We start from the raw sequence: 19013 nt of genomic DNA on the forward strand, positions 1-19013 counted from the left end.
TCAACTCCCGTTCGTCGGGCTGAGGAACTCGGCACCGGCGGCCAGCAGTTCGGCGATCTTGACCCGGCCCGGTTCGGTCGGCTCGATCAGCGGCGGTCGGACGTGGCCGGACCTGATCAGTCCGCGCTGCGACAGGACGTGCTTGGCCGCGGCCGGGTTGGTCTCGGTGAACAACAGGTCGACCAGCGGGTGCAGGCCGTAGTGGATCCGGCGGGCGGCGGCCAGATCGCCGTCGACCCAGTGTTGATACATCGCGGCGCAGGCGGCCGGCGCGAGGTTGGCCGTGGCGCTGATGTAGCCGGCGCCGCCGAGCGCCAGCAGCGGCAGGCAGAGCAGCTCGATGCCGGACCACACCAGCAGCTCCGGTCCGCAGCGGTGCAGCACCCGGGAGAAGTGCTCGAAGTCCTTGGTGGTCTCCTTGATCCCGACGAAGTTGTCCAGGTCGGTGAACAGCCGGGCCACCGTGTCGGGAGCCAGGTCGACCGCGGTCCGGCTCGGCACGTTGTACGCGATCACCGGCAGGTCCGGGAACTCCCCCGCCACCGTCGCATACCAGCGATACAAGGCCTCCTGGGTCGGCCGGGCGTAGTACGGGGTGATGATCAACACCGCGTCCGCACCGGCCTCCCGGGCGGCCGCGGTCAGCTCCAGGGTCTCGTCCAGCTTCGCGCTGCCGGTGCCGGGAACGAACGGCACCCGGTCGTCGACCGTGTCGGCGACAAGCCGGATCGCGTCCGCCCGTTCGGTGATCGTCTGGGCGCTCGGCTCACCGGTCGAGCCGCCGATCGAGATGCCGTGTGAGCCCTGCGTGAGCTGCCAGCGGACCAGCCCGGCGAGACTCTCCTGGTCGACCGCGCCGTCGTCGGTGAACGGCGTGATCACCGGGGCGATCGACCCCCGGATCTGCGCCGGATCGCTGCGGAACCTCATCGGCTGTTCCTTCCGTTGCGGTGGTCCAGGAAGGCCTGGAGGGTTGCTTCGCGATGCTTGCGGACCGCGGATTCGATCTTGCCGGCACTCGCGCCGGTCGTGATCAGGTTGATCAACTTCTCGTGTTCGGCGACCGACATCCGGGCTCGGCCGGGGACGAAGCTGAAGGTCGAGTCACGCAGCCCGGCCAGCCTGGTCCGGGTCCGCCGGACCAGGTCGAGCAGGTGCCGGTTGGGACACCGGCCGAACAACGTCTCGTGGAACTCGAGGTTGAGCCGGGTGAACTCCGTCGGGTCGAAGTCGTCCAGGGTCCGGGCCAGCGCCGCGTTCAGCTCCCGGGCGCGATCGAGATCAGCCTCGGTGATCAGCGGGACGGCCAGCCCGGTGGCCACTCCTTCGAGGGCGCCGAGCGTCTGCATCACCTCGACGTAGCTGGCCGGATCGGTCATCGCCACCTGCGCGCCGACGTTGCGTTCGTAGCTGACCAGCCCCTCGGCCTCGAGCAGCCGCAGCGCCTCGCGCACCGGGGCGACGCTGATCTCCAGCTCGGCGGCGATCGTGCCGAGCACCAGCCGGTAGCCCGGCGGATAGCCGCCGTCGGTGATCTTCGCGGCCAGCCAGGCGTAGGCCCGTTGCGCCTTCGAGCTCTCCGGGACCAACGAGTCGATCATGGTCGGGGCTGCCACAGCCGGTAGCGTTCCTTCCAGGCGTCGTTCATCGGATAGAGGCCGTCGACCGGCTCGCCGGCGGCGACCTGCTCGGCGATGAAGGTCTCCTGGCGCTCCTGCTCGATCGCGTCGGCGACCACCTCGGCGACCAGGCTCGGCGGGATCACCAGCACCCCGTCGGCGTCGCCGACGATGACGTCTCCCGGCTGCACCGTGGTCCCACCGCAGGCGATCGTCTGGTCGACGTCCCAGGGCACGTGCCGGCGGCCGAGCACCGCCGGGTGCGCGCCGGCGTGGTACACCGGCAGGCCGAGCTCCGCCACCGCGTCATGATCACGGATCCCGCCGTCGGTGATCACTCCGGCGGCCCCCCGCACCTGGGCCCGCAGGGCGAGGATGTCGCCGATCGTGCCGGTGCCCCGCTCGCCGCGGGCGTCGATCACCAGCACCTCCCCAGGCCCGAGGGTGTCGACGGCCCGCTTCTGCGCGTTGAACCCGCCGCCGTGGCTGTCGAACAGGTCTTCGCGCAACGGCACCAGCCGCAGCGTCCGCGCCGTGCCGATCAGCCGCTCGCCGGGGTGCAACGGAATCACTCCGTCGATCGAGACGTTGTTCAGCCCGCGGCGCCGCAGCTGAGAACTGAGCGTCGCCGTCCCGACCCGCCGCAGCGATTCGATCAACGCCGGCGACAGCGCCCCCTCCGTTCCCCGAGCCGCCCGCTCCGTTCCCCGATCGGCCTCCTCCGTTCCCTGAGCCGCCTCCTCCGTTCCCTGAGCCTGTCGAAGCGCCGTCCTGAGCCCGTCGAAGGGGGCGGGCCCGGCCGCGGCACTCCCCCACGCATCGGCCCGGGTCGCGTCGTCGACCTTCGGCCCGGCTCCGAACCCGGCCAGCGCGACCGTGCCCTCGGTGACCGTGGTGATCAGCCGGCCGCTGCTCGGGGCTCCGGCCGACTCGGGGGCGTCGACCTCGACCTCGACCCGGTCCCCGGGCTTGATCACCGACGCCCCGGCCGGGGTCCCGGTGAGGATCAGGTCGCCCACCTCCAACGTGATCAACTGGGACAGGTCGGCGACCAGCCGGGCGAAGTCGAAGATCAACTCCGCCGTGTTGTCCTGCTGCACCACGGTGCCGTTGACCCAGGTCCGCAGCCGCAGACCCGCCGGATCGATCCGCACCGCCGGGACCAGGACCGGACCGATCGGCGTGAACCCGTCGCCACCCTTGGACCGCAGATTCGACCCCTTGTCGGCGTACCGCAGGTCGTAGACGCCGAGATCGTTGGCCGCCGTCACGCCCGCGACCCGGCCCCACGCCTGCTCCGGCGCGATCCGGCGCGCTCGCTCACCGATCACCAGCGCGATCTCGCCCTCGAAGCCGAGCAACTCCGTCCCCGCCGGTCGCTCCACGCTGCCGGCGGACGACGCCAGCGAACTGACCGGCTTGAGGAAGTACGACGGCTGGTCCGGCGTCCGGCCCCGCTCGGCCGCGCGGGAGGTGAAGTTGAGATGCACCGCGATGATCTTGCTCGGGTACGGCAGCCCGAGCCCGCCGTCGTCGTACGGCAGCGCTCGATACGGCAGAGGCGTCATCGCGTCCGAGATCATAGCTCGGATCGTATACGATCTCTGCGATTCTTCCCAGGCCATTCGACTCGCCAAGCAGTTTTGATACCGTGTCTCATATGAGGCGGTCACACCGGGTCATCATCATCGCGGCGATCGGCCTGGTCGGGCTGTCCCTGGTCCTCGCCGGCGGCTATCAGCTGATGAACGCGCGCACCCTGCAGGTCGCCGGCCGGCTCGTCCATCGCGTCGAAACCCCGGACAAGCTCATCGCACTCACCTTCGACGACGGGCCGACCAGCTCCGACGAAGCCGCGGCCATCCTCGACACCCTGGCCGCGCGGTCGGTCCGGGCGACCTTCTTCGTCACCGGCCGGGAGGTCGACCGAGATCCGGAGGCGGCCTCGCGGATCGTCGCGGCGGGCCATGAGCTCGGCAACCACACCTGGAGCCATCCGCGGATGATCTTCCGCCCGCCGGCCGAGATCGCCGAGGAGATCGAGTCCACCGACCGGGTGATCAGGGCCGCCGGCTATCGCGGCGAGATCACCTTCCGCCCCCCGTACGGCAAGAAGTTGCTGGCCCTGCCGCTCTATCTCGCCGCCCACGACCGGACGACGATCATGTGGGACGTCGAGGCCGACAGCGACGGCGGCCCGGACCAGTCCGCGGCCGAGATCGCCGGCCGGACCCTCGCCCACAGCCGGCCCGGTTCGATCATCCTGCTGCACCCGTGGCACGGCCGCAGCGCGACCCAGCAGGCGATCGGCCCGATCATCGATTCCCTGCACCGGCAGGGTTATCGGTTCGTCACCGTCTCCGAGTTGATCAATGGCTAGGCCGGCCGCGATCACCCGGGACGCGCTGGACCACGTTGCCCTCGACCTCTTCCTCGCCCGCAGCTATCCGGCCGTCAGCGTGGCCGACCTGGTCGAGGCCGCCGGAATCTCCCGGCCCACCTTCTTCCGCTATGCCTCGCGGCGGGAGGACCTGGTCCTCGACCACATCGCCGCCTTCGGCACCGCGGTGGCCGATGCGGTGCACCGGCACCCGGCCCGGGGGTGGGCGGCACTCGCCGGCGCCATCTGCGACTCGCTCGAGTCGATCACGCCCGATTCGCTGACCGGCAAGGCTTTCCAGGTGCTCCGGCGCGACGAACGCCTCCGGTCTGCCGCCCTCGGACTGACCCGGCCCTGGCGGCGCAAGGTGACCGCGTCCCTACTCGACCGCGGCGACTACGGGGGTGACCCCGTCCGTTGCGAGTCGGCCGCCGCGATGGCGATCGGACTGGCCCAGATGATGTGGGCCCAAGACGATCCCCGCCCCGACCCGCGAGCCGTCTACGCCGACGCCCCCAACGCGGTTCGGCTCTGAGCCGTCAGGCTCAGAGGTCGCCGCGGGAGAAGTCGGCCAGCAGCTGAGGGGCCGCGCTGTCGACGCCGACGAGGTCGAGCATGCCGGAGTCACGCGGGTCGGCAATGCTGAAGCCGGTGGAGGTCATGCCCCAGACCACCAGTTTGGCCGGGATCCCGGTCTTGCGCCGATACTCGGCCAGGGCCTGATGTGGGTGGACCGAGCCGGCCCAGGTTTCGCTGTCGGTGATCACCAGGAAGGTGTCGACCTCGAGCCCGAGCTCCAGCGCCTTGATCATCGGCAGCGCGCAGTCGGTGCCGCCGAAGGGGAGCCCGGAGACGGTGTCGATCACGCCCTCCAGCCGTTGCCGCGGACCGATCGGCAGCTCCGTCAGCACCCGGTCCTGCCAACCGGCGGCCGCCGAGGTGAAGCCGTAGACGGCGGTCATCGGCTCGGTGGCCACGGTGATCATCGACATCGCCGCCGAGGCCTCCCGGGCGGTGAGCGGGCCGCCGGCGATGCGGGCCATCATCGAGCCGGACACATCCAAGCCGATCATGGTCCGCCGGTTCGCCGGCACGACGTTGCCGAACGACGCGTAGTACGCCGCGTCCAGGGCATCGAGCACCGGCCGGGCCGGGGTCCAGGTCGAGGATCCGCGAAAGGACCGGCCGGCGGCGTAGGTGCGCAGCGCGACGAGCACGTTGAACGGGTGGATCCGGGCCCGGCTCAGCCGCTCCGGGTCGGTCAGTTGCGCCACCACATCGTCGGTCCGATCACCGGCGCGCAGCGCGTTGCCGATCACCTCGAGCCGGGTCAGCCGGGGCAGCTGCCGGATCAGCGCGGTCATCGGCAGGCCGACCTCGATCAGCGCCTCCCAGACCTCTCGTTCGGTCAGGGCCGCGTCGGGCAACATCTCCCAGGAGAGCCGGTAGTCCTTGATCAACCGGACCCAGTCGGTGGCCGACTCGGCCGCCTGGGCGGCGACGAACCCGTGCACGAGCCGCGGCAGTTGATACGACAGATCGTCCTGGGTGATCCAGCGATAGAGGGCGTTGCGCAGTTGATCATCGGTCTTCGGGTGGATCAGCCGGAGCAGGTCACGCTGGCTGAAGCCTTCCCGGCTGCGATACTTCACCAGCTGGTACGCCAGCGCGTCGACCTCCTTGCCGTCGTACCAGCGCCGGGCCGCCCGCATCAGCCCCGAGCCCCAACCACGGAACTGCGTCACATACTTCGCGAACAGCATCAGGTGGGTCCCGGTGCGCAGCACGTCGGGCAGCGCGGCGAATGCCGCGGCCCGGCCCTCGGGCCGCTCCGAGGCGGCGGCGACGGCCAGCGCGAAGATCGTCGGTTGTTGCTTGGGGGCGCGGCCGGCGAGCGACACCTCGCGGATGATCTCGACCAGGCGAGCCGGATCGGTCGCGGCGAAGTCGATCACCGCGGACGCGTTCTCCCGGGTCAGCTCCGCCTCGCCCTGGTAGTAGGTCCCGCCGCTGGTGCCGATGATCAGAAATCGGCGCAGCCGCTGCTCGGGAGTGATCTCGAAGACGTGCCCGCCGGCGTGATTGGGCACCTGATCCGGGGTCGCCGGCACCGACTGCGGCGTGCGCCGGGTCGAGATCCGGGTCAACGGATCCGAGCTGTTCATGATCATCCCCTCCCGGAACGGCGACTCGAACGTGGTGCGGTGATCCTCAGACAAGTGATCGGCAACCCGATATTCCAATGCTCTAGCCACTGAGCTACGGCGGGACAGAAGTCACGCCGGCGGGAATCGAACCCGCGACCGTTGGATCAGAGTTAACGGACTGCCTTCGGTCTGAGGACCACCGATCGTCAAGGGTACGGCCCGCCGGGTCGGACCGCCAAGGAATTCCTGCGCATCGCCTACAGTGTTGCGAAATCAACGGTGATGCGGAGGATCCATGGACTCCCCTGACTCGACTGCGACGGACCGTGCGACGACCGCCAGAGAGCGACGCCGCGTCGCCCTGGCGACAACGATCGGCACGACGATCGAGTGGTACGACTTCTTCATCTACGCCAGCGCCGCGGGCCTGGTGTTCGCGCAGCTGTACTTCCGGCCGGCGGGCGACCAGATCGCGCTGCTGCTGTCGTTCGGTTCGGTCGGCGTCAGCTTCCTGTTCCGGCCGCTGGGCGCCTTCCTGGCCGGCCATCTCGGCGACCTGATCGGCCGCAAGGCCATGCTGGTGCTGACGCTGATCTTGATGGGCGCGGCGACCACCCTGATCGGCGTTCTGCCCACCTACGACTCGGCCGGGGTGCTGGCGCCGGTCTGCCTGCTGATCTTGCGGATCCTGCAGGGCCTGTCCGCCGGCGGCGAGTGGGGCGGGGCGATCCTGATGGCGGTGGAGCACGCACCTGAGGGCCGGCGCGGCCGGTTCGGCGCCTTCCCCCAGTTGGGGCCGCCGCTCGGCCTGCTGGCCGCCTCCGGCATGTTCGCCCTGATGGCCGTGATCGCCCCCGGCGAGGCGTTCGCGGCGTGGGGCTGGCGGGTGCCGTTCCTGTTCAGCGTGGTGCTGATCGCGGTCGGGCTGATCGTCCGGACCAGGGTCGCCGAGAGCCCGGTCTTCACCGAACTCGCGCAGCGCCGGCAACGAACCACGGTGCCGATCGCCCGCCTGTTCCGGTTCCACACCCCGATCGTGATCTTGGCCGCGCTCACCTTCGCCGGCAACAACGCGGCCGGCTACATGACCACCGGCGGCTACATCCAGAACTACGCGACGAATCCGGCCGGGCCGCTGGGGCTGGAGCGAGCACCGGTGCTGCTCGCGGTCACCGCCTCGGCCGTCGTCTGGGGCCTGAGCACCTGGATCGGCGGCACCCTGTCGGACCGGATCGGCCGGCGCACCACGTACCTGATCGGCTGGGGTTGCCAGCTGCTCACCGTGTTCCCGATGTTCTGGCTGGTCAACACCGGCGACCTGTGGTTGCTGGGGCTCGGGCTGGCCCTGTTCACGATCGGCAACGGCCTCACCTACGGTCCGCAGGCGGCGTTCTTCGCCGAGCTGTTCCCGGCCTCGATCCGCTACTCCGGCGTCGCGATCTCGTACGCCATCGGAGCGATCCTCGGCGGCGCCTTCGCGCCGACCATCGCGACCGCCCTGGTCCAGCAGTTCGGCAGCACCAACGCGGTCGCGGTCTATCTGGCCGTGCTGACGGTGATCGCGGCGGCGGCGACATTCCTGCTCCGCGACCGCACCGGCATCCCGCTCGGCCCGGAGCACGAGCAGGCCCAGTCCCGCGGCACGACCATCCTGTCGAGCTGATCTTGACTCCGGTGGGCCGTGTCCGTACCGTTACCGAAAACGATTTCATGGAACCCGAGGAAGTGAGCCATGCACCCGCAACCCATCTCTCGTCGTCGCATGCTCGGCACCGCCGCGGCAGCCGGTCTGGCCGGGGCCGGCCTGGCTGCCGCCCCGCAGTTCGCCCACGCCGCGCCGCGCGGGGTCCCCGATGACTCGGTCATCGTCGACGGCGTCAAGATCACCAAGGTCAAGAACCTCACCGGGCCGGACATCACCGGGAAGTTCGGGCTGCACTGGGTGGACCTGGGCGCCGTCGCCCGCTGCCCCGACGGCCGCGATCTCTACGTGTTCGGCGACAGCTTCGGCCCCTCCTGGGGCGAGAACTGGCGCTCCCCCACCGCACTCTGGTCGCGCACCCGCAACCTGTCCAAGGGCGTCGTGTTCAGCGGCACCCCGGGCGGCAACGGCAAGCAACTCATCCCGTACGAGCACGGCGAGGAGATCTCCACGATCATCCCGTCCGACGTGATCACCATCGGCCGCAAGATGTATCTGCACGCGGTGGTGAACCAGGGCTTCGGCAACGTGATCTGGAGCGGCATCTGGGTCTCGAAGGACAACGGCGAGAACTGGGAGGATTCGGGCGCCCGCTTCCCCGCCGCCGCGTACGGCAAGCGCTGGCAGCTGGCCAGCTGGGACATCGGCAACGACGGCTGGCTCTACGTCTACACCTCGGAGTTCCTCCGGGAGAGCTCGATGATCTTGCACCGGGTCCGGCCCTGGCACATCACCGAGCCGGAGAAGTACCAGCCGTGGGGCAAGAAGAACGGCCGCTGGGCCTGGGGTGTCGAGCCGACCCCGCTGTCGGACCGGATCATCGGTGAGAACTCGCTGCGCCGGTTCGGCAACAAGTGGCTGCACACCTGGTTCAACGGCCCGAACTACCGGATCGACGCGCAGGTGCTGAATCACCCGACCCAGGACCCGGCGACGGCCAAGACGTTCACGCTGCTGCACGGCACCAGCTGGGACAACCAGGACGTCAACCACCTGGCGCAGCTGTACGGCAGCTACGTCATCCCGGGCTCGCGACTCGGTGACGTGCACCTGACCGTCAGCCAGTGGAACACCGGCGACAACAGCGTCTACCACGTGATGCAGTACCGGTTCCAGGGGCTGGACAAGTACGACTGGCGGCCCTGAGCTTGATCACCTGGCGGCCTTGATCAACTGGCGGCCTTGACCGACGGTCGGAGCCCCGCCTGCGCCTGCACCTCTCGCATGTGCGGGGCCACCACCGTGGTCGAGATCCGGCAGTCGGCGACATAGAGCCCACTGCCGGAGCCGGCCAGCCAGGCCGTCAGGTCATCAAGATCATCGAGGGTACGGACGACGCGACCGGCGGCGCCGACGGCCCGGCCCAGGCCGGCGAAGTCGACGCCGCCGATCTGCATCGGCCCCGGGTCGAGACCGCGAACGCCGTACTGGTGCACCTCGGCGCCGTACACGCCGTCGTTGAAGATGATCATCACGGCCCGCCGGGCGGCGCGGGCCAGGCTCTCCAGGTCGGCCAGCGCCATCAGGGCACCGCCGTCGCCCGAGGCCAGCACGAGGGTCGACTCCGGCCGGGCCCGGGCCGCCCCGACCGCGCTGGACAGGCCGAGCCCGATCGTCTGATAGGCGGTGCCGACCATGATCAACCGATCCGGCGCGGCCACCCGCCAGTAGCGCGGACCCCATTCGAGGAAGTGGCCGCCGTCGGTGACCACCGTCCGGTCGGCCGGCAGGATCGGGTCCAGCCGCCGGGCCAACTGCCGCGGGTCGAGCCGCCCGTCCGGCATCAGCCCATCGGCACTGGGGCCGGGCTCGGACTCGCGGACGGTGGACAGGCCGGGATGATCGGCCGTCCACACCCGGCTCGTCCGCGCGGGCAACTGCCGGATCAGCTCGGCCGCGGCCAGCGCGACGTCGCCCCGCACCGCCAGGTCGACCCGCGGCTCGGTCGGCGCGGCAAGATCGATCTGGATCACCGTGGTCTGATCACCGAACAGCCGGCCGAACCGGGTGGTGAACTGATTCAGCCCGGCCCCGAACACGAGCACCAGGTCGGCGGCGGCGAAGGCGGCCGCACAGCGCTCCGTGCCGAAGCCGCCGGCCATCCCGAGATGATCATCGACCGGTCCGAACAGTGAGCGCGCGCACGCCGTGGTCGCCACCGGCGCCTTGATCGCGTTGGCCAACCGGGTCAGCACCGGACCGGCCTGGGCCAACCAGGCGCCGCGCCCGGCCAAGATCACCGGCCGGCGCGCGGACCGGATCAGGCCGGCCACCCGGGTCAAATCGCTCAGCGTCGGCACCACCGGAGGCGGCACCGGGATCGCCGCCAGGGCAGGGATCTCGCCGGCCTCGACGGTGGCGAGGTCGTACGGGATCGCGATCACGACCGGGGTTCGTTCGGCGAGCGCGTACTCGATCGCCCGCCGGGTCTCGGTCGCCGCCGAGCTCACGCCCACCTCGATGGTCGGGGCCCCGACCGCCGCCGCCAGCGCGGTCTGATCGACGTCCCACGGTCGCGGTCCGGAGGTCGGCGCGGCGCCGGTGATCAACACCAGCGGGATCCTGGCCCGGACCGCCTCGGCCAGCGGGGTGATCGCGTTGCTGAAGCCCGGCCCGTAGGTGGCGGTCGCTGCGGCCAGCCGGCCGGAGGCGCGATGGTAGGCGTCGGCGGCCGCGACCCCGCCGGCCTCGTGCCGGACGGCGGTGAACCGGGTGCCGGTGCCGGCGAGGGCGTCGAGGAAGTAGGCGTTGCCGTTGCCCATCACCCCGAAGATCTCGGTGACGTGATCGGCGACGACGGCGGCAACCTGCGCAGAAACGTTCGACATGAACGGGCCCTTTGCTCTGGAGCGAGTGTCAGATCCGTATATGTCTCACCGGTACTACGGCCGGGCTATTGCCCCTTTTTCGAGCAACGGCGCATGTCTTGCCGGACACCCCCACCATAACCCCGAGTTGTCAGAACCAGGGCACGTTCTGGCGTTCCCTAGTTCTGACAAGTCGGGGTTCAGGGGAGGTGGGTGGTGGCGGCGGTGAGGCGGGTGGCGATCGCCTGCGGGGTGCGTGGGTCGGTGGTGAGGTGGACGACGGCGAGGGCCGCGGGCGGGTGACCGGGACGCCGCAGCGGTACGGCGACCGAGGCCAGGCCCGGGACCACCTCGTTCCGGCTGGTCGCGTAGCCGCGTTCGGCCGCCTCGGCGGCCTCCGGCCGGCGGGGCGTGGCGCCGGCGCAGGCCGCCCACTCGGCGTCGGTCAGCGAGCCCTGGATCGCGATCCCGGGGGCGCCGATCATGATCGAATGCCGGGTGCCCGGGCGTTGCGCGATCGAGGCGGTGCCCGGCGGCGGTTCGACGCTGGCCAGGGTCACGCACTCGGCCTGATCGAGCACCACCAGGAACGTGGTCATCCCGAGCTCGCGAGCCACGGCGGTCAGTTCCGGCAGCGCCGCGGCCTGCAGATCGCGCTGCACGCCGCGGGCCAGGGCGGCCAGCCGCGGCCCGAGCAGCAGCAGTCCGCGGTCATCGCGGAGCACCAGCCGATGATCTTCGAGGGTGCGCAGGATCCGGTACGCGATCGATCGGTGCAGCCCCAATTCCGCGGCCAACTGCGCGATGGTCAGCGGCTCGGTGGCCTCGGCCAGGATCTCCAAGGCGCGGATGCCGCGGGACAGCGTCTGGGAATGCGGGGTCGCCACCTCTTGCCTCCGTACAGGGTCGACGCGTATCGTCCGATACTAGAACATGCTGTTCCATATGAGAACAGCAGTCTGCCAGTCGAGAAAGTCGCGCGGGATCGAGGAGAACAGTCATGGGAATCCGGACGGGGCAACAGTTCCTGGACAAGATCAACTCGATGCGGCCGCATCTGACGATCGACGGCAAGCTGGTCCGGGAGAACGCCGCCGAGCACCCCGCGTTCGCCGGAGTGGCGCGGACGTACGCGAAGCTCTACGACCTGCAGCACGACCCGGCGCACGCCGCGGCCCTCACCTATGCCTCGCCGAGCAGCGGCGACCCGGTCAGCGCGTCGTTCCTGATCCCCCGGACCCACGAGGACCTGGTGCATCGCCGGGAGGCGGCCCGCACCTGGGCGGAGTTCTCCAACGGCTTCCTCGGCCGCACCGCCGACTATCTGAACGCCGCGCTCACCGGCCTGGCCGCGGCCTCGGACTGGTTCGACAAGGCCGATCCGGAGTACGGCGACCGGGTGCGCGCCTACTACGAGTACGTCCGCGAAAATGATCTGCTGACCACGCACACCCTGATCCCGCCGCAGTCCAATCGGTCCGTCTCCGGCTCGGAGCAGATGAGCGGCAAGGTCGCCGCCCAGGTCGTCGAGGAGCGGTCGGACGGGATCGTGGTCCGTGGGGCCCGAATGCTGGCCACGGTCGCGCCGATCGCCGACGAGATCCTGGTCTTCCCGTCCACCCTGCTGCGCGGGACCGCCCGCGATGTGCCGTACAGCTTCGCCTTCGCGATCCCGAACGACATCCCCGGGCTGCGCTACCTCTGCCGGTCCTCGCTCTACAACGGCGGGTCGACCTTCGACGAGCCGCTGGCCTCGCGGTTCGAGGAGATGGATTCGTTCGTGATCTTCGACGACGTGTTCGTGCCCAAGGAACGGGTCTTCATGCTCGGCAATCCCGAGCTGTGCAACGCCTTCTACACCGAGACCGGCGCGACCGCGTTGATGACCCAGCAGGTGCTGACCCGGACGATCGCCAAGAGTGAGTTCTTCCTCGGCCTGGCCTCGGAGATCGCATCCTCGATCGCGATCGACGGCTATCAGCACATCCAGGAGGACCTGGCCGAGTTGATCATCGACGTGGAGATCGGCAAGGCGCTACTGCGGACGGCGGAGGCCGACGCGGCGCTGAACCAGTGGGGCATGATGACGCCGAAGTGGAGCGCGCTGAACGCCGCCCGGAACTGGTATCCGCGGGTCTCGCAGCGCTTCCCGCAGATCATCCGCAAGTTCTGTGCCTCCGGCCTGCTGGCGGCGCCGAGCGAGGCCGACCTCTACTCCGAGGCCCGCGACGACATCGATCGCTACCTGCAGGCGAAGACCCTCCCGGCCGAGGAACGCGCTCGCCTCTACCGGTTGGCGTTCGACGCCTCGATGTCGGGCTTCTCGTCCCGCCAGGCGCAGTACGAGTACTACTTCTTCGGCGATCCGGTGCGGATGGCCGGCGCCATGGTCAACAGCTACGATCGGGAGCCGGCCCGGGCCCGGGTCCGGGAACTATTGGCCCGAGCCGACTGATCACCGGGGCCGACTGATCACGAGGGGTGGCAGCGATGAGCCAGGACCAGTGGTTCCACCGGCGCGGAACGCTCGCCCGGGACGGCTGGCAGAGCAAGATCGACGCCACCCTGCCCGGCTGGGAACACACCGGCCTCGGAGTCGCCGAACTGGCCGCCGGCGACGAGCTCGCGCTCCCGGAATCGGACGAGGAGCGGATCGTCGTCCCGCTCGCCGGCTCGTTCACGGTGACCCACCTGACCAACGGCGGCACGACCGAGACCGTGCTGGCCGGACGGCCCTCGGTCTTCGCCGGGCCGACCGACGTGCTCTATCTGCCGTGCGGCACCGGCGGCGCGATCTCCGGCACCGGCCGGGTCGCCGTCGCGACGTCACCGACCACTGAGTCCAGGCCCGCCCGGCACGTGGCCGCGGCCGAGATCCCGATCGAGCTGCGCGGTGCCGGCGCCGCCAGCCGGCAGGTGCACAACTTCGGCACCCCGGACGCTCTGGACGCCGCCCGGTTGATCGTCTGCGAGGTGATCACGCCGGCCGGCAACTGGTCCTCCTATCCCGCGCACAAGCATGATCAACACGTCCCCGGCCATGAGTCCCGGCTGGAGGAGATCTACTACTTCGAAGCGGCGCCCGCAGTCGATCATGCTGAAGTTGATCACGAGGCGGCCTTCGGCCTGTTCAGCACCTACTCCTCGCCGGCCGGCGAGATCGACATCAACGCGATGGTGCGCACCGGCGACGTCGCGCTGGTTCCGTACGGATATCACGGTCCGGCCGTCGCGGCCCCGGGCTACGACCTCTACTACCTGAACGTGATGGCCGGGCCCGATCCGGAACGGGCCTGGTTGATCACCGACGACCCGGCCCACACCTGGGTCCGGGACACCTGGCCGGCCCAGCCGGTCGACGCCCGGTTGCCGTACCGCAACGACTGAGGCTGGGTTCGTTTGTGTTCGTTCCCTGAGCCCGTCGAAGGGCATGCCAGACCCGTGCGCATCTCCCGGGGGTTTCGGCCTGTCGGCCGGAAAGACGCGCCGAGGACGGGTGGGTTGGAGCGGTCGGCCGGAATCGCGGCCGGCCACCGGTCCGGCGCTGGGATTTAGGGGCGCTCATCGAGTGGTCACTTTGGGCGCGGATTCTCGTCTGGGAGCTGCCCAAACCGTCCACTCGACGCACACCGGCGGCGATCTCGGTTGCGGATCGGGGCCGGCTGCGCCGAGTGTGACCTTATCCACGCGGATTCGACGAACTCAGGTGGAAAAGTGCACTCTCGACGCAAGCTCGTCCATGCACATTGCCGACTCGACGTCCGCAGCGGAACGCGAGCGGGCGGACCGGAGCCGACCAGCGGTCGAACCCGCCCCCTCTTGGCGCCAAGAAAGTCTCCGAAGGCTCAACCGGCAGCGATGATCGTTCCCTGAGCCCGTCGAAGGGCAAACCCGGTGCCGATGCGCCTCACCTGGGGTTTCGGCCCGGCGGCCGGAAAGGACCCGCCATGGGAGGGCGGGTTAGGGCGTTCCTGGGAACCTCCGGCCGGGCGCCGGTTGTGCTGCGGCTGGAATCATCGACCGGCGACTTCTGACGCCCAACACCGACGCCCGGCCGCCTAACGCCACGAACCGCCGTGACCCGCCCGTCCTTGGCGCGTCTTTCCGGCCCTCAGGCCGAATATCGAAGGGAGCACCAGCTGGCCCGCCCTTCGACAGGCTCAGGGAACGAACACCCTCGCACCGACCGGCCCAGCCCGGCCGCCCAGCCGCCCAGCCCGCACAGGAGTCACAGCATCACGGATCCAAGATCATCGGCGGATCCAGGCTGCCGCAGGGAACGAGCCAAGCAGCACTCAGCCGGCCGGCGACCTGGTGATCGCGGCGAAGGAGGCGCGGAGTTCGGCGGCGTAGAGGTCGGGGACTTCGAGGGCGGCGAAGTGACCGCCGGTCGGCGGTTCGCCCCAGTAGCGGAGGTCGGCGAAGCGGCGCTCGGCCCAACGGCGCGACGGTGCCGGCACCTCGGCCGGGAAGATCGACGCGCCCGCCGGCACGGTGATCAGGTCGGTCGTCTGCTCGGTGAACCAGCCACTGACCTCGGCGATGCTTTCCCAATAGAGGCGGGCGCTCGAGGCTGCGGTGCCGGTCAGCCAATACAGGGTGACGGTGTCCAGCAGCCGGTCGATCGGTACGCCGGGGCCGGCCGGATCGGCCCAGGCGCGATATTTCTCGGCGATCCAGGCACAGAGCCCGACCGGCGAATCGGTCAGCGCGTAACCCAGGGTCTGCGGTTTGGTCGCGTGCAGCTCGCCGTACGCGGAGCCGGTGCGGCCACGCTCGGCCAGCCGGTCGACCGAGCGCTGCTCGGCCTCGGTGAACGGCCGGGACCGGTCCGGCGCGACCAGCGGCGGGATCAGGTGGATCCCGATCACTCGATCCGGCGCCCGGGCGCCGATCAGGGTGGACACGCTGGTCCCCCAGTCACTGCCGGCCGCGCCGAAGCGGCGATAGCCGAGGCGGTCCATCAGCTCGATCCAGGCCGCGGCGATCCGGTGGATGTCCCAGCCCGCGACCGACGGCCGGTCACTGAAGCCGTAGCCGGGCAGGGACGGGCAGACGACATGGAAGGCCTGATCGGCCGTGCCGCCGTACCGGGTCGGATCGGTCAGCGGGTCGAGCACGTCGAGGAACTCCAGGAACGACCCCGGCCAGCCGTGGCTGAGCACCAGCGGGGTGGCGTCGGGGTGCGGTGACCGGGCGTGCAGGAAGTGGAGGCCGAGGCCGTCGATCGTGGTCCGGAACTGCCGCCGCTCGGCCAGCTCCGCCTCGAGCCCGCGCCAGTCGTAACCGTCGGCCCAGTAGTCGGTCAGCCGGCGCAGCTCGGACCGCGGGATCCCCTGCTCCCAGCCCGGCGCGGTCGCCGGCTCGGGCCAGCGCGCCTGCCGGATCCGGTGCCGAAGATCATCGAGCTCCGCGGGCTCGACGTCGACGGTGAACGGCTCGACCATCGCCCCATCCTGCCCGAGCCCGCAGACAGGCCCACAGCTCGGTGCTAGAGTACGCCGACGGTATAACGTGAAACCTTGATCGTAGAGAGGTGTCTCCATGACCAATTCGACCGCCCGGGCCGTGATCGATCTCGATGTCACCGGGCCGGTGATCGACCGGCACCTGTACGGCCACTTCGCCGAGCACCTCGGGCGCTGCATCTACGGCGGCTTCTACGTCGGCGAGGACTCCCCGATCCCCAACGAGGGTGGGATCCGGCTCGACGTGGTGGCGGCGCTGCGGGCGCTGAACATCCCCAACCTGCGCTGGCCCGGCGGCTGCTTCGCCGACGAGTACCACTGGCGCGACGGGATCGGGCCGAAAGCCGACCGGCCGGTGATGGTCAACACCCACTGGGGCAATGTCGAGGAGAACAACCACTTCGGCACCCACGAGTTCATGGCGCTGTGCGAGCTGCTCGGCGCGGAGCCGTACGTCAACGGCAACGTCGGCTCCGGCACCGTGCAGGAGATGAGCGAGTGGGTGGAGTACCTGACCCGCGACGGCGATTCGCCGGCGGTACGCCAGCGCAAGGCCAATGGCCGGGACGAGGCGTGGCGGGTGCCCTTCTGGGGGATCGGCAACGAGGCCTGGGGCTGTGGCGGCAACATGCGGGCCGAGGCCTACGCCGACGAGGCGCGCCGGTTCGCGACGTTCTGTCGTGATCATGGTGACAACAAGCTGTACAAGATCGCCGCCGGCGCCTCCGACGACGACCTGGCCTGGACCGAGACCCTGATGAAGGCCGTCGCCTGCCTCGGCTGCAAGAAGGACCCGAAGAAGTTCTTCCAGGGCATCTCCTTCCACTACTACACCGTCCCCGGCACCTGGCAGCACAAGGGCAGCGCCACCGAGTTCGGCGCCGACGACTACTACCGGACCATGATCAAGGCGGCCGACATCGACCGCGTGATCAAGGGCCACAGCGCCGTCATGGACGCCTACGATCCCGGCCGGACGATCGGCCTGGTCTGCGACGAGTGGGGCACCTGGTGGGACGTCGAGCCCGGCACCAATCCCGGCTTCCTGTTCCAGCAGAACACCCAGCGCGACGCCCTGGTCGCCGGCCTGCACTTCGACATCTTCCACCGCCACGCCGCCCGGTTGAAGATGGCCAACATCGCCCAGACCGTCAACGTGCTGCAGGCGATGATCTTGACCGACGACGACGGGTCGCTGGTGTTGACCCCGACCTACCACGTGTTCGAGATGAACAAGGGCCACCAGGACGCCGCTTCACTGGCCGTCCATCTGATCGACACCCCGGCCGCCATCTCGGTCGACGACGCGGCCCTGACCCCGGTGTCGGCCTCGGCCAGCACCAAGGACGGCACCGTGCTGATCTCCGTGACCAATCTGTCGCTGGACTCGGCGACCAAGATCGACTTCGACCTACGCGGACTTGCTGTCCGGTCACCGCGAGGTCGTCTGCTGACCTCCGATCAGCCGCAAACGCACAACAGCCCGGCTTCTCCAGGCGCCGTGTCTCCGGTTGAGTTCGAGGTGCGCTTGACCGACGGGACCTTGACCGCCGAGCTTCCGCCGCATTCCTTCGCCACCATTGAAGTCGATCTTGATTCTGAGCCGCGGGGAAAGTGACTCCCGCCGCGGTCTGATCTTGCCCAACCGGGTGCCTTGGTCCGGTCACGAGAGGCAGGAACCCTTCGTTTCCTGAGGCTGTCGGTTGTTCGTTCCCTGAGCCTGTCGAAGGGCAAGCCAGCTGGCTGCCGGCTTCGGTTTCGGCCTCACGGCCGGAAAAGACGCGGCAGGTGACGGGCGGGTCACGGCGTTCCCCGGGAACGTCCGGCCGGCGCCGGTTTGCGCTGCGGCGGGATCATCGACTGTGACTTTTCCCGGCTCGATCGGCGTCGGAAGGCCGGGAAGTCACAGTCGATGCCCAGCCCGCGACCTCCGCCGCCCAACACCGGCGCCCCGGCCGCCTGACGCGACAACCGCCATGACCCGCCCGTCCTTGGCGCGTCTTTCCGGCCGTCAGGCCGAAACCGGAGGGCGCCAGCTGGCCTGCCCTTCGACAGGCTCAGGGAACGAACAACCGACAGGCTCAGGCAACGAACAGGCGCCGACAGGCTCAGGGAACGAACGGCCACAACCCCCTGATCACCAGGGGACGGGGCCGAGGCGGTCGCTGAAGGTGCCGGTGGGGCCGTCGGGGGCGATGGTGGCCAGCCGGATGATCACGTCGCTGCCCTCGGTCACGGTCAGCTGGCCGGTGTGGTGGTTCATGTCGGTGGCGGTGTACTTGTGGTTGGCGACCTCGCCGGGGGTGATCGCGTTGAACTTGATCTCCGGGAGGGCCTGGGCGTAGCGGACGGTGATCATGTTCAGGGCGGCCTTGGACGAGCTGTAGGCGAGCTCGTGGAGCTTCGAGACGGCCTGCTCCGGATCGGTCACCACCGAGAACGATCCGCCGCCGCTGGACACCATCACCACCCGTGGATGATCAGCGGCCCGGAGCAGCGGCAGGAACGCCTGGGTGACCCGGACCGGGCCGTACACGTTGGTGTCGTAGACGGCCTGGAGTTCCGCCGCCGTCGCCACCGCCGGGGCCAGCACCTGTCCCGGGGCGCCGGCGTTGTTGATCAACACGTCGAGCCGGTCGGTGTGCTGCCGGACGGTGTCGACGGCCGCCGCGACCGAGGCGTCCGAGGTCACGTCGAGCGTGATCAGCACGGCCCGGACGCCGTGCTCGGCCAACTGTTCGACCGCCGCGCGACCGCGACCCTCGTCGCGGGAGCCGAGGAAGACCGTCCAGCCCTGTTCGCCGAGCCGCCGCGCGGACTCGAGGCCGAGTCCCTTGTTGCCTCCGGTGATCAACACCGAGGTCTGATCAGAGTTCGTCATGCCGGTGAA

At 69.8% G+C, this 19013-nt stretch carries 15 protein-coding genes; 7 read left to right on the plus strand and 8 right to left on the minus strand.

The window, feature by feature from the left end; translation table 11 throughout:
* The 3 genes from dapA to FNH24_RS11730 are packed head-to-tail and all read right to left on the minus strand — an operon-like array spanning window position 1 to window position 3202.
* Complete coding sequence (dapA, locus tag FNH24_RS11720; RefSeq protein ID WP_152362372.1) at window positions 1–930, minus strand: 4-hydroxy-tetrahydrodipicolinate synthase; 930 nt, start codon at window positions 928–930, stop codon at window positions 1–3.
* On the minus strand, window positions 927–1616 hold the full coding sequence (locus tag FNH24_RS11725) for a GntR family transcriptional regulator (RefSeq protein WP_246186851.1): 690 nt from the start codon (window positions 1614–1616) through the stop codon (window positions 927–929). The genes dapA and FNH24_RS11725 overlap by 4 nt, the downstream gene beginning before the upstream one ends.
* A complete protein-coding gene (locus FNH24_RS11730; protein ID WP_246186852.1) occupies window positions 1598–3202 on the minus strand; it encodes a fumarylacetoacetate hydrolase family protein in 1605 nt (534 codons plus the stop codon). The genes FNH24_RS11725 and FNH24_RS11730 overlap by 19 nt, the downstream gene beginning before the upstream one ends.
* Before the next feature lie 77 nt (window positions 3203–3279).
* On the opposite strand from FNH24_RS11730, the gene FNH24_RS11735 reads away from it, so the two are divergent.
* Both FNH24_RS11735 and FNH24_RS11740 read left to right on the plus strand, forming a co-directional pair.
* Complete coding sequence (locus tag FNH24_RS11735; RefSeq protein ID WP_152362373.1) at window positions 3280–3999, plus strand: polysaccharide deacetylase family protein; 720 nt, start codon at window positions 3280–3282, stop codon at window positions 3997–3999.
* Window positions 3992–4534 carry a TetR/AcrR family transcriptional regulator gene (locus FNH24_RS11740; protein WP_152362374.1) on the plus strand — a complete coding sequence of 181 codons (543 nt, stop codon included), beginning with the start codon at window positions 3992–3994 and terminating at the stop codon, window positions 4532–4534. The genes FNH24_RS11735 and FNH24_RS11740 overlap by 8 nt, the downstream gene beginning before the upstream one ends.
* Before the next feature lie 10 nt (window positions 4535–4544).
* Here the strand turns inward: FNH24_RS11740 and FNH24_RS11745 are convergent, their stop codons facing one another.
* Window positions 4545–6164, minus strand: a complete 1620-nt coding sequence (locus FNH24_RS11745; protein ID WP_152362375.1) for a TROVE domain-containing protein — start codon at window positions 6162–6164, stop codon at window positions 4545–4547.
* A gap of 277 nt (window positions 6165–6441) precedes the next feature.
* Here FNH24_RS11745 and FNH24_RS11750 point away from each other — a divergent pair, with 277 nt between their 5' ends.
* Together FNH24_RS11750 and FNH24_RS11755 are read left to right on the plus strand one after the other, a co-directional pair.
* Window positions 6442–7809, plus strand: a complete 1368-nt coding sequence (locus FNH24_RS11750; protein ID WP_152362376.1) for an MFS transporter — start codon at window positions 6442–6444, stop codon at window positions 7807–7809.
* A 69-nt stretch (window positions 7810–7878) separates the two neighbouring features.
* A complete protein-coding gene (locus FNH24_RS11755) occupies window positions 7879–8994 on the plus strand; it encodes a glycoside hydrolase family 183 protein (protein WP_170304497.1) in 1116 nt (371 codons plus the stop codon).
* 23 nt (window positions 8995–9017) lie between these two features.
* On the opposite strand, the gene FNH24_RS11760 is transcribed toward FNH24_RS11755, so the two are convergent.
* Window positions 9018–10676, minus strand: coding sequence for a thiamine pyrophosphate-binding protein (locus tag FNH24_RS11760; protein WP_152362377.1), 1659 nt, complete (start codon window positions 10674–10676; stop codon window positions 9018–9020).
* 179 nt (window positions 10677–10855) lie between these two features.
* Window positions 10856–11542, minus strand: coding sequence for an IclR family transcriptional regulator (locus tag FNH24_RS11765; protein ID WP_217428170.1), 687 nt, complete (start codon window positions 11540–11542; stop codon window positions 10856–10858).
* A gap of 113 nt (window positions 11543–11655) precedes the next feature.
* On the opposite strand from FNH24_RS11765, the gene hpaB reads away from it, so the two are divergent.
* Window positions 11656–13110: a 4-hydroxyphenylacetate 3-monooxygenase, oxygenase component gene (gene hpaB / locus FNH24_RS11770; protein WP_152362379.1), complete on the plus strand. Its 1455-nt coding sequence runs from the start codon at window positions 11656–11658 to the stop codon at window positions 13108–13110.
* A 35-nt stretch (window positions 13111–13145) separates the two neighbouring features.
* On the plus strand, window positions 13146–14042 hold the full coding sequence (gene iolB, locus FNH24_RS11775; protein WP_152362380.1) for a 5-deoxy-glucuronate isomerase: 897 nt from the start codon (window positions 13146–13148) through the stop codon (window positions 14040–14042).
* Between the two features lie 908 nt (window positions 14043–14950).
* On the opposite strand, the gene FNH24_RS11780 is transcribed toward iolB, so the two are convergent.
* Window positions 14951–16102: an epoxide hydrolase family protein gene (locus FNH24_RS11780; RefSeq protein ID WP_152362381.1), complete on the minus strand. Its 1152-nt coding sequence runs from the start codon at window positions 16100–16102 to the stop codon at window positions 14951–14953.
* Between the two features lie 97 nt (window positions 16103–16199).
* Here FNH24_RS11780 and FNH24_RS11785 point away from each other — a divergent pair, with 97 nt between their 5' ends.
* A complete protein-coding gene (locus FNH24_RS11785) occupies window positions 16200–17741 on the plus strand; it encodes an alpha-N-arabinofuranosidase (RefSeq protein ID WP_152362382.1) in 1542 nt (513 codons plus the stop codon).
* A 519-nt stretch (window positions 17742–18260) separates the two neighbouring features.
* Here FNH24_RS11785 and FNH24_RS11790 read toward each other — a convergent pair.
* Entirely contained in the window at window positions 18261–19004 is a 744-nt protein-coding gene (locus FNH24_RS11790) for an SDR family oxidoreductase (RefSeq protein ID WP_152362383.1), read from the minus strand.
* Window positions 19005–19013 lie beyond the last annotated feature (9 nt).

This window comes from Microlunatus speluncae (genome assembly GCF_009299835.1).
In the GTDB taxonomy this organism is placed as follows: domain Bacteria; phylum Actinomycetota; class Actinomycetes; order Propionibacteriales; family Propionibacteriaceae; genus Microlunatus; species Microlunatus speluncae.

Coding starts and splice junctions, on each gene's coding strand:
- iolB (WP_152362380.1), top strand. CDS start 13,146: ATGAGCCAGGACCAGTGGTTCCACCGGCGCGGAACGCTCGCCCGGGAC.
- FNH24_RS11785 (WP_152362382.1), top strand. CDS start 16,200: ATGACCAATTCGACCGCCCGGGCCGTGATCGATCTCGATGTCACCGGG.
- FNH24_RS11790 (WP_152362383.1), bottom strand. CDS start 19,004: ATGACGAACTCTGATCAGACCTCGGTGTTGATCACCGGAGGCAACAAG.
- FNH24_RS11750 (WP_152362376.1), top strand. CDS start 6,442: ATGGACTCCCCTGACTCGACTGCGACGGACCGTGCGACGACCGCCAGA.
- hpaB (WP_152362379.1), top strand. CDS start 11,656: ATGGGAATCCGGACGGGGCAACAGTTCCTGGACAAGATCAACTCGATG.
- FNH24_RS11730 (WP_246186852.1), bottom strand. CDS start 3,202: ATGATCTCGGACGCGATGACGCCTCTGCCGTATCGAGCGCTGCCGTAC.
- FNH24_RS11735 (WP_152362373.1), top strand. CDS start 3,280: ATGAGGCGGTCACACCGGGTCATCATCATCGCGGCGATCGGCCTGGTC.
- dapA (WP_152362372.1), bottom strand. CDS start 930: ATGAGGTTCCGCAGCGATCCGGCGCAGATCCGGGGGTCGATCGCCCCG.
- FNH24_RS11760 (WP_152362377.1), bottom strand. CDS start 10,676: ATGTCGAACGTTTCTGCGCAGGTTGCCGCCGTCGTCGCCGATCACGTC.
- FNH24_RS11740 (WP_152362374.1), top strand. CDS start 3,992: ATGGCTAGGCCGGCCGCGATCACCCGGGACGCGCTGGACCACGTTGCC.
- FNH24_RS11745 (WP_152362375.1), bottom strand. CDS start 6,164: ATGAACAGCTCGGATCCGTTGACCCGGATCTCGACCCGGCGCACGCCG.
- FNH24_RS11755 (WP_170304497.1), top strand. CDS start 7,879: ATGCACCCGCAACCCATCTCTCGTCGTCGCATGCTCGGCACCGCCGCG.
- FNH24_RS11780 (WP_152362381.1), bottom strand. CDS start 16,102: ATGGTCGAGCCGTTCACCGTCGACGTCGAGCCCGCGGAGCTCGATGAT.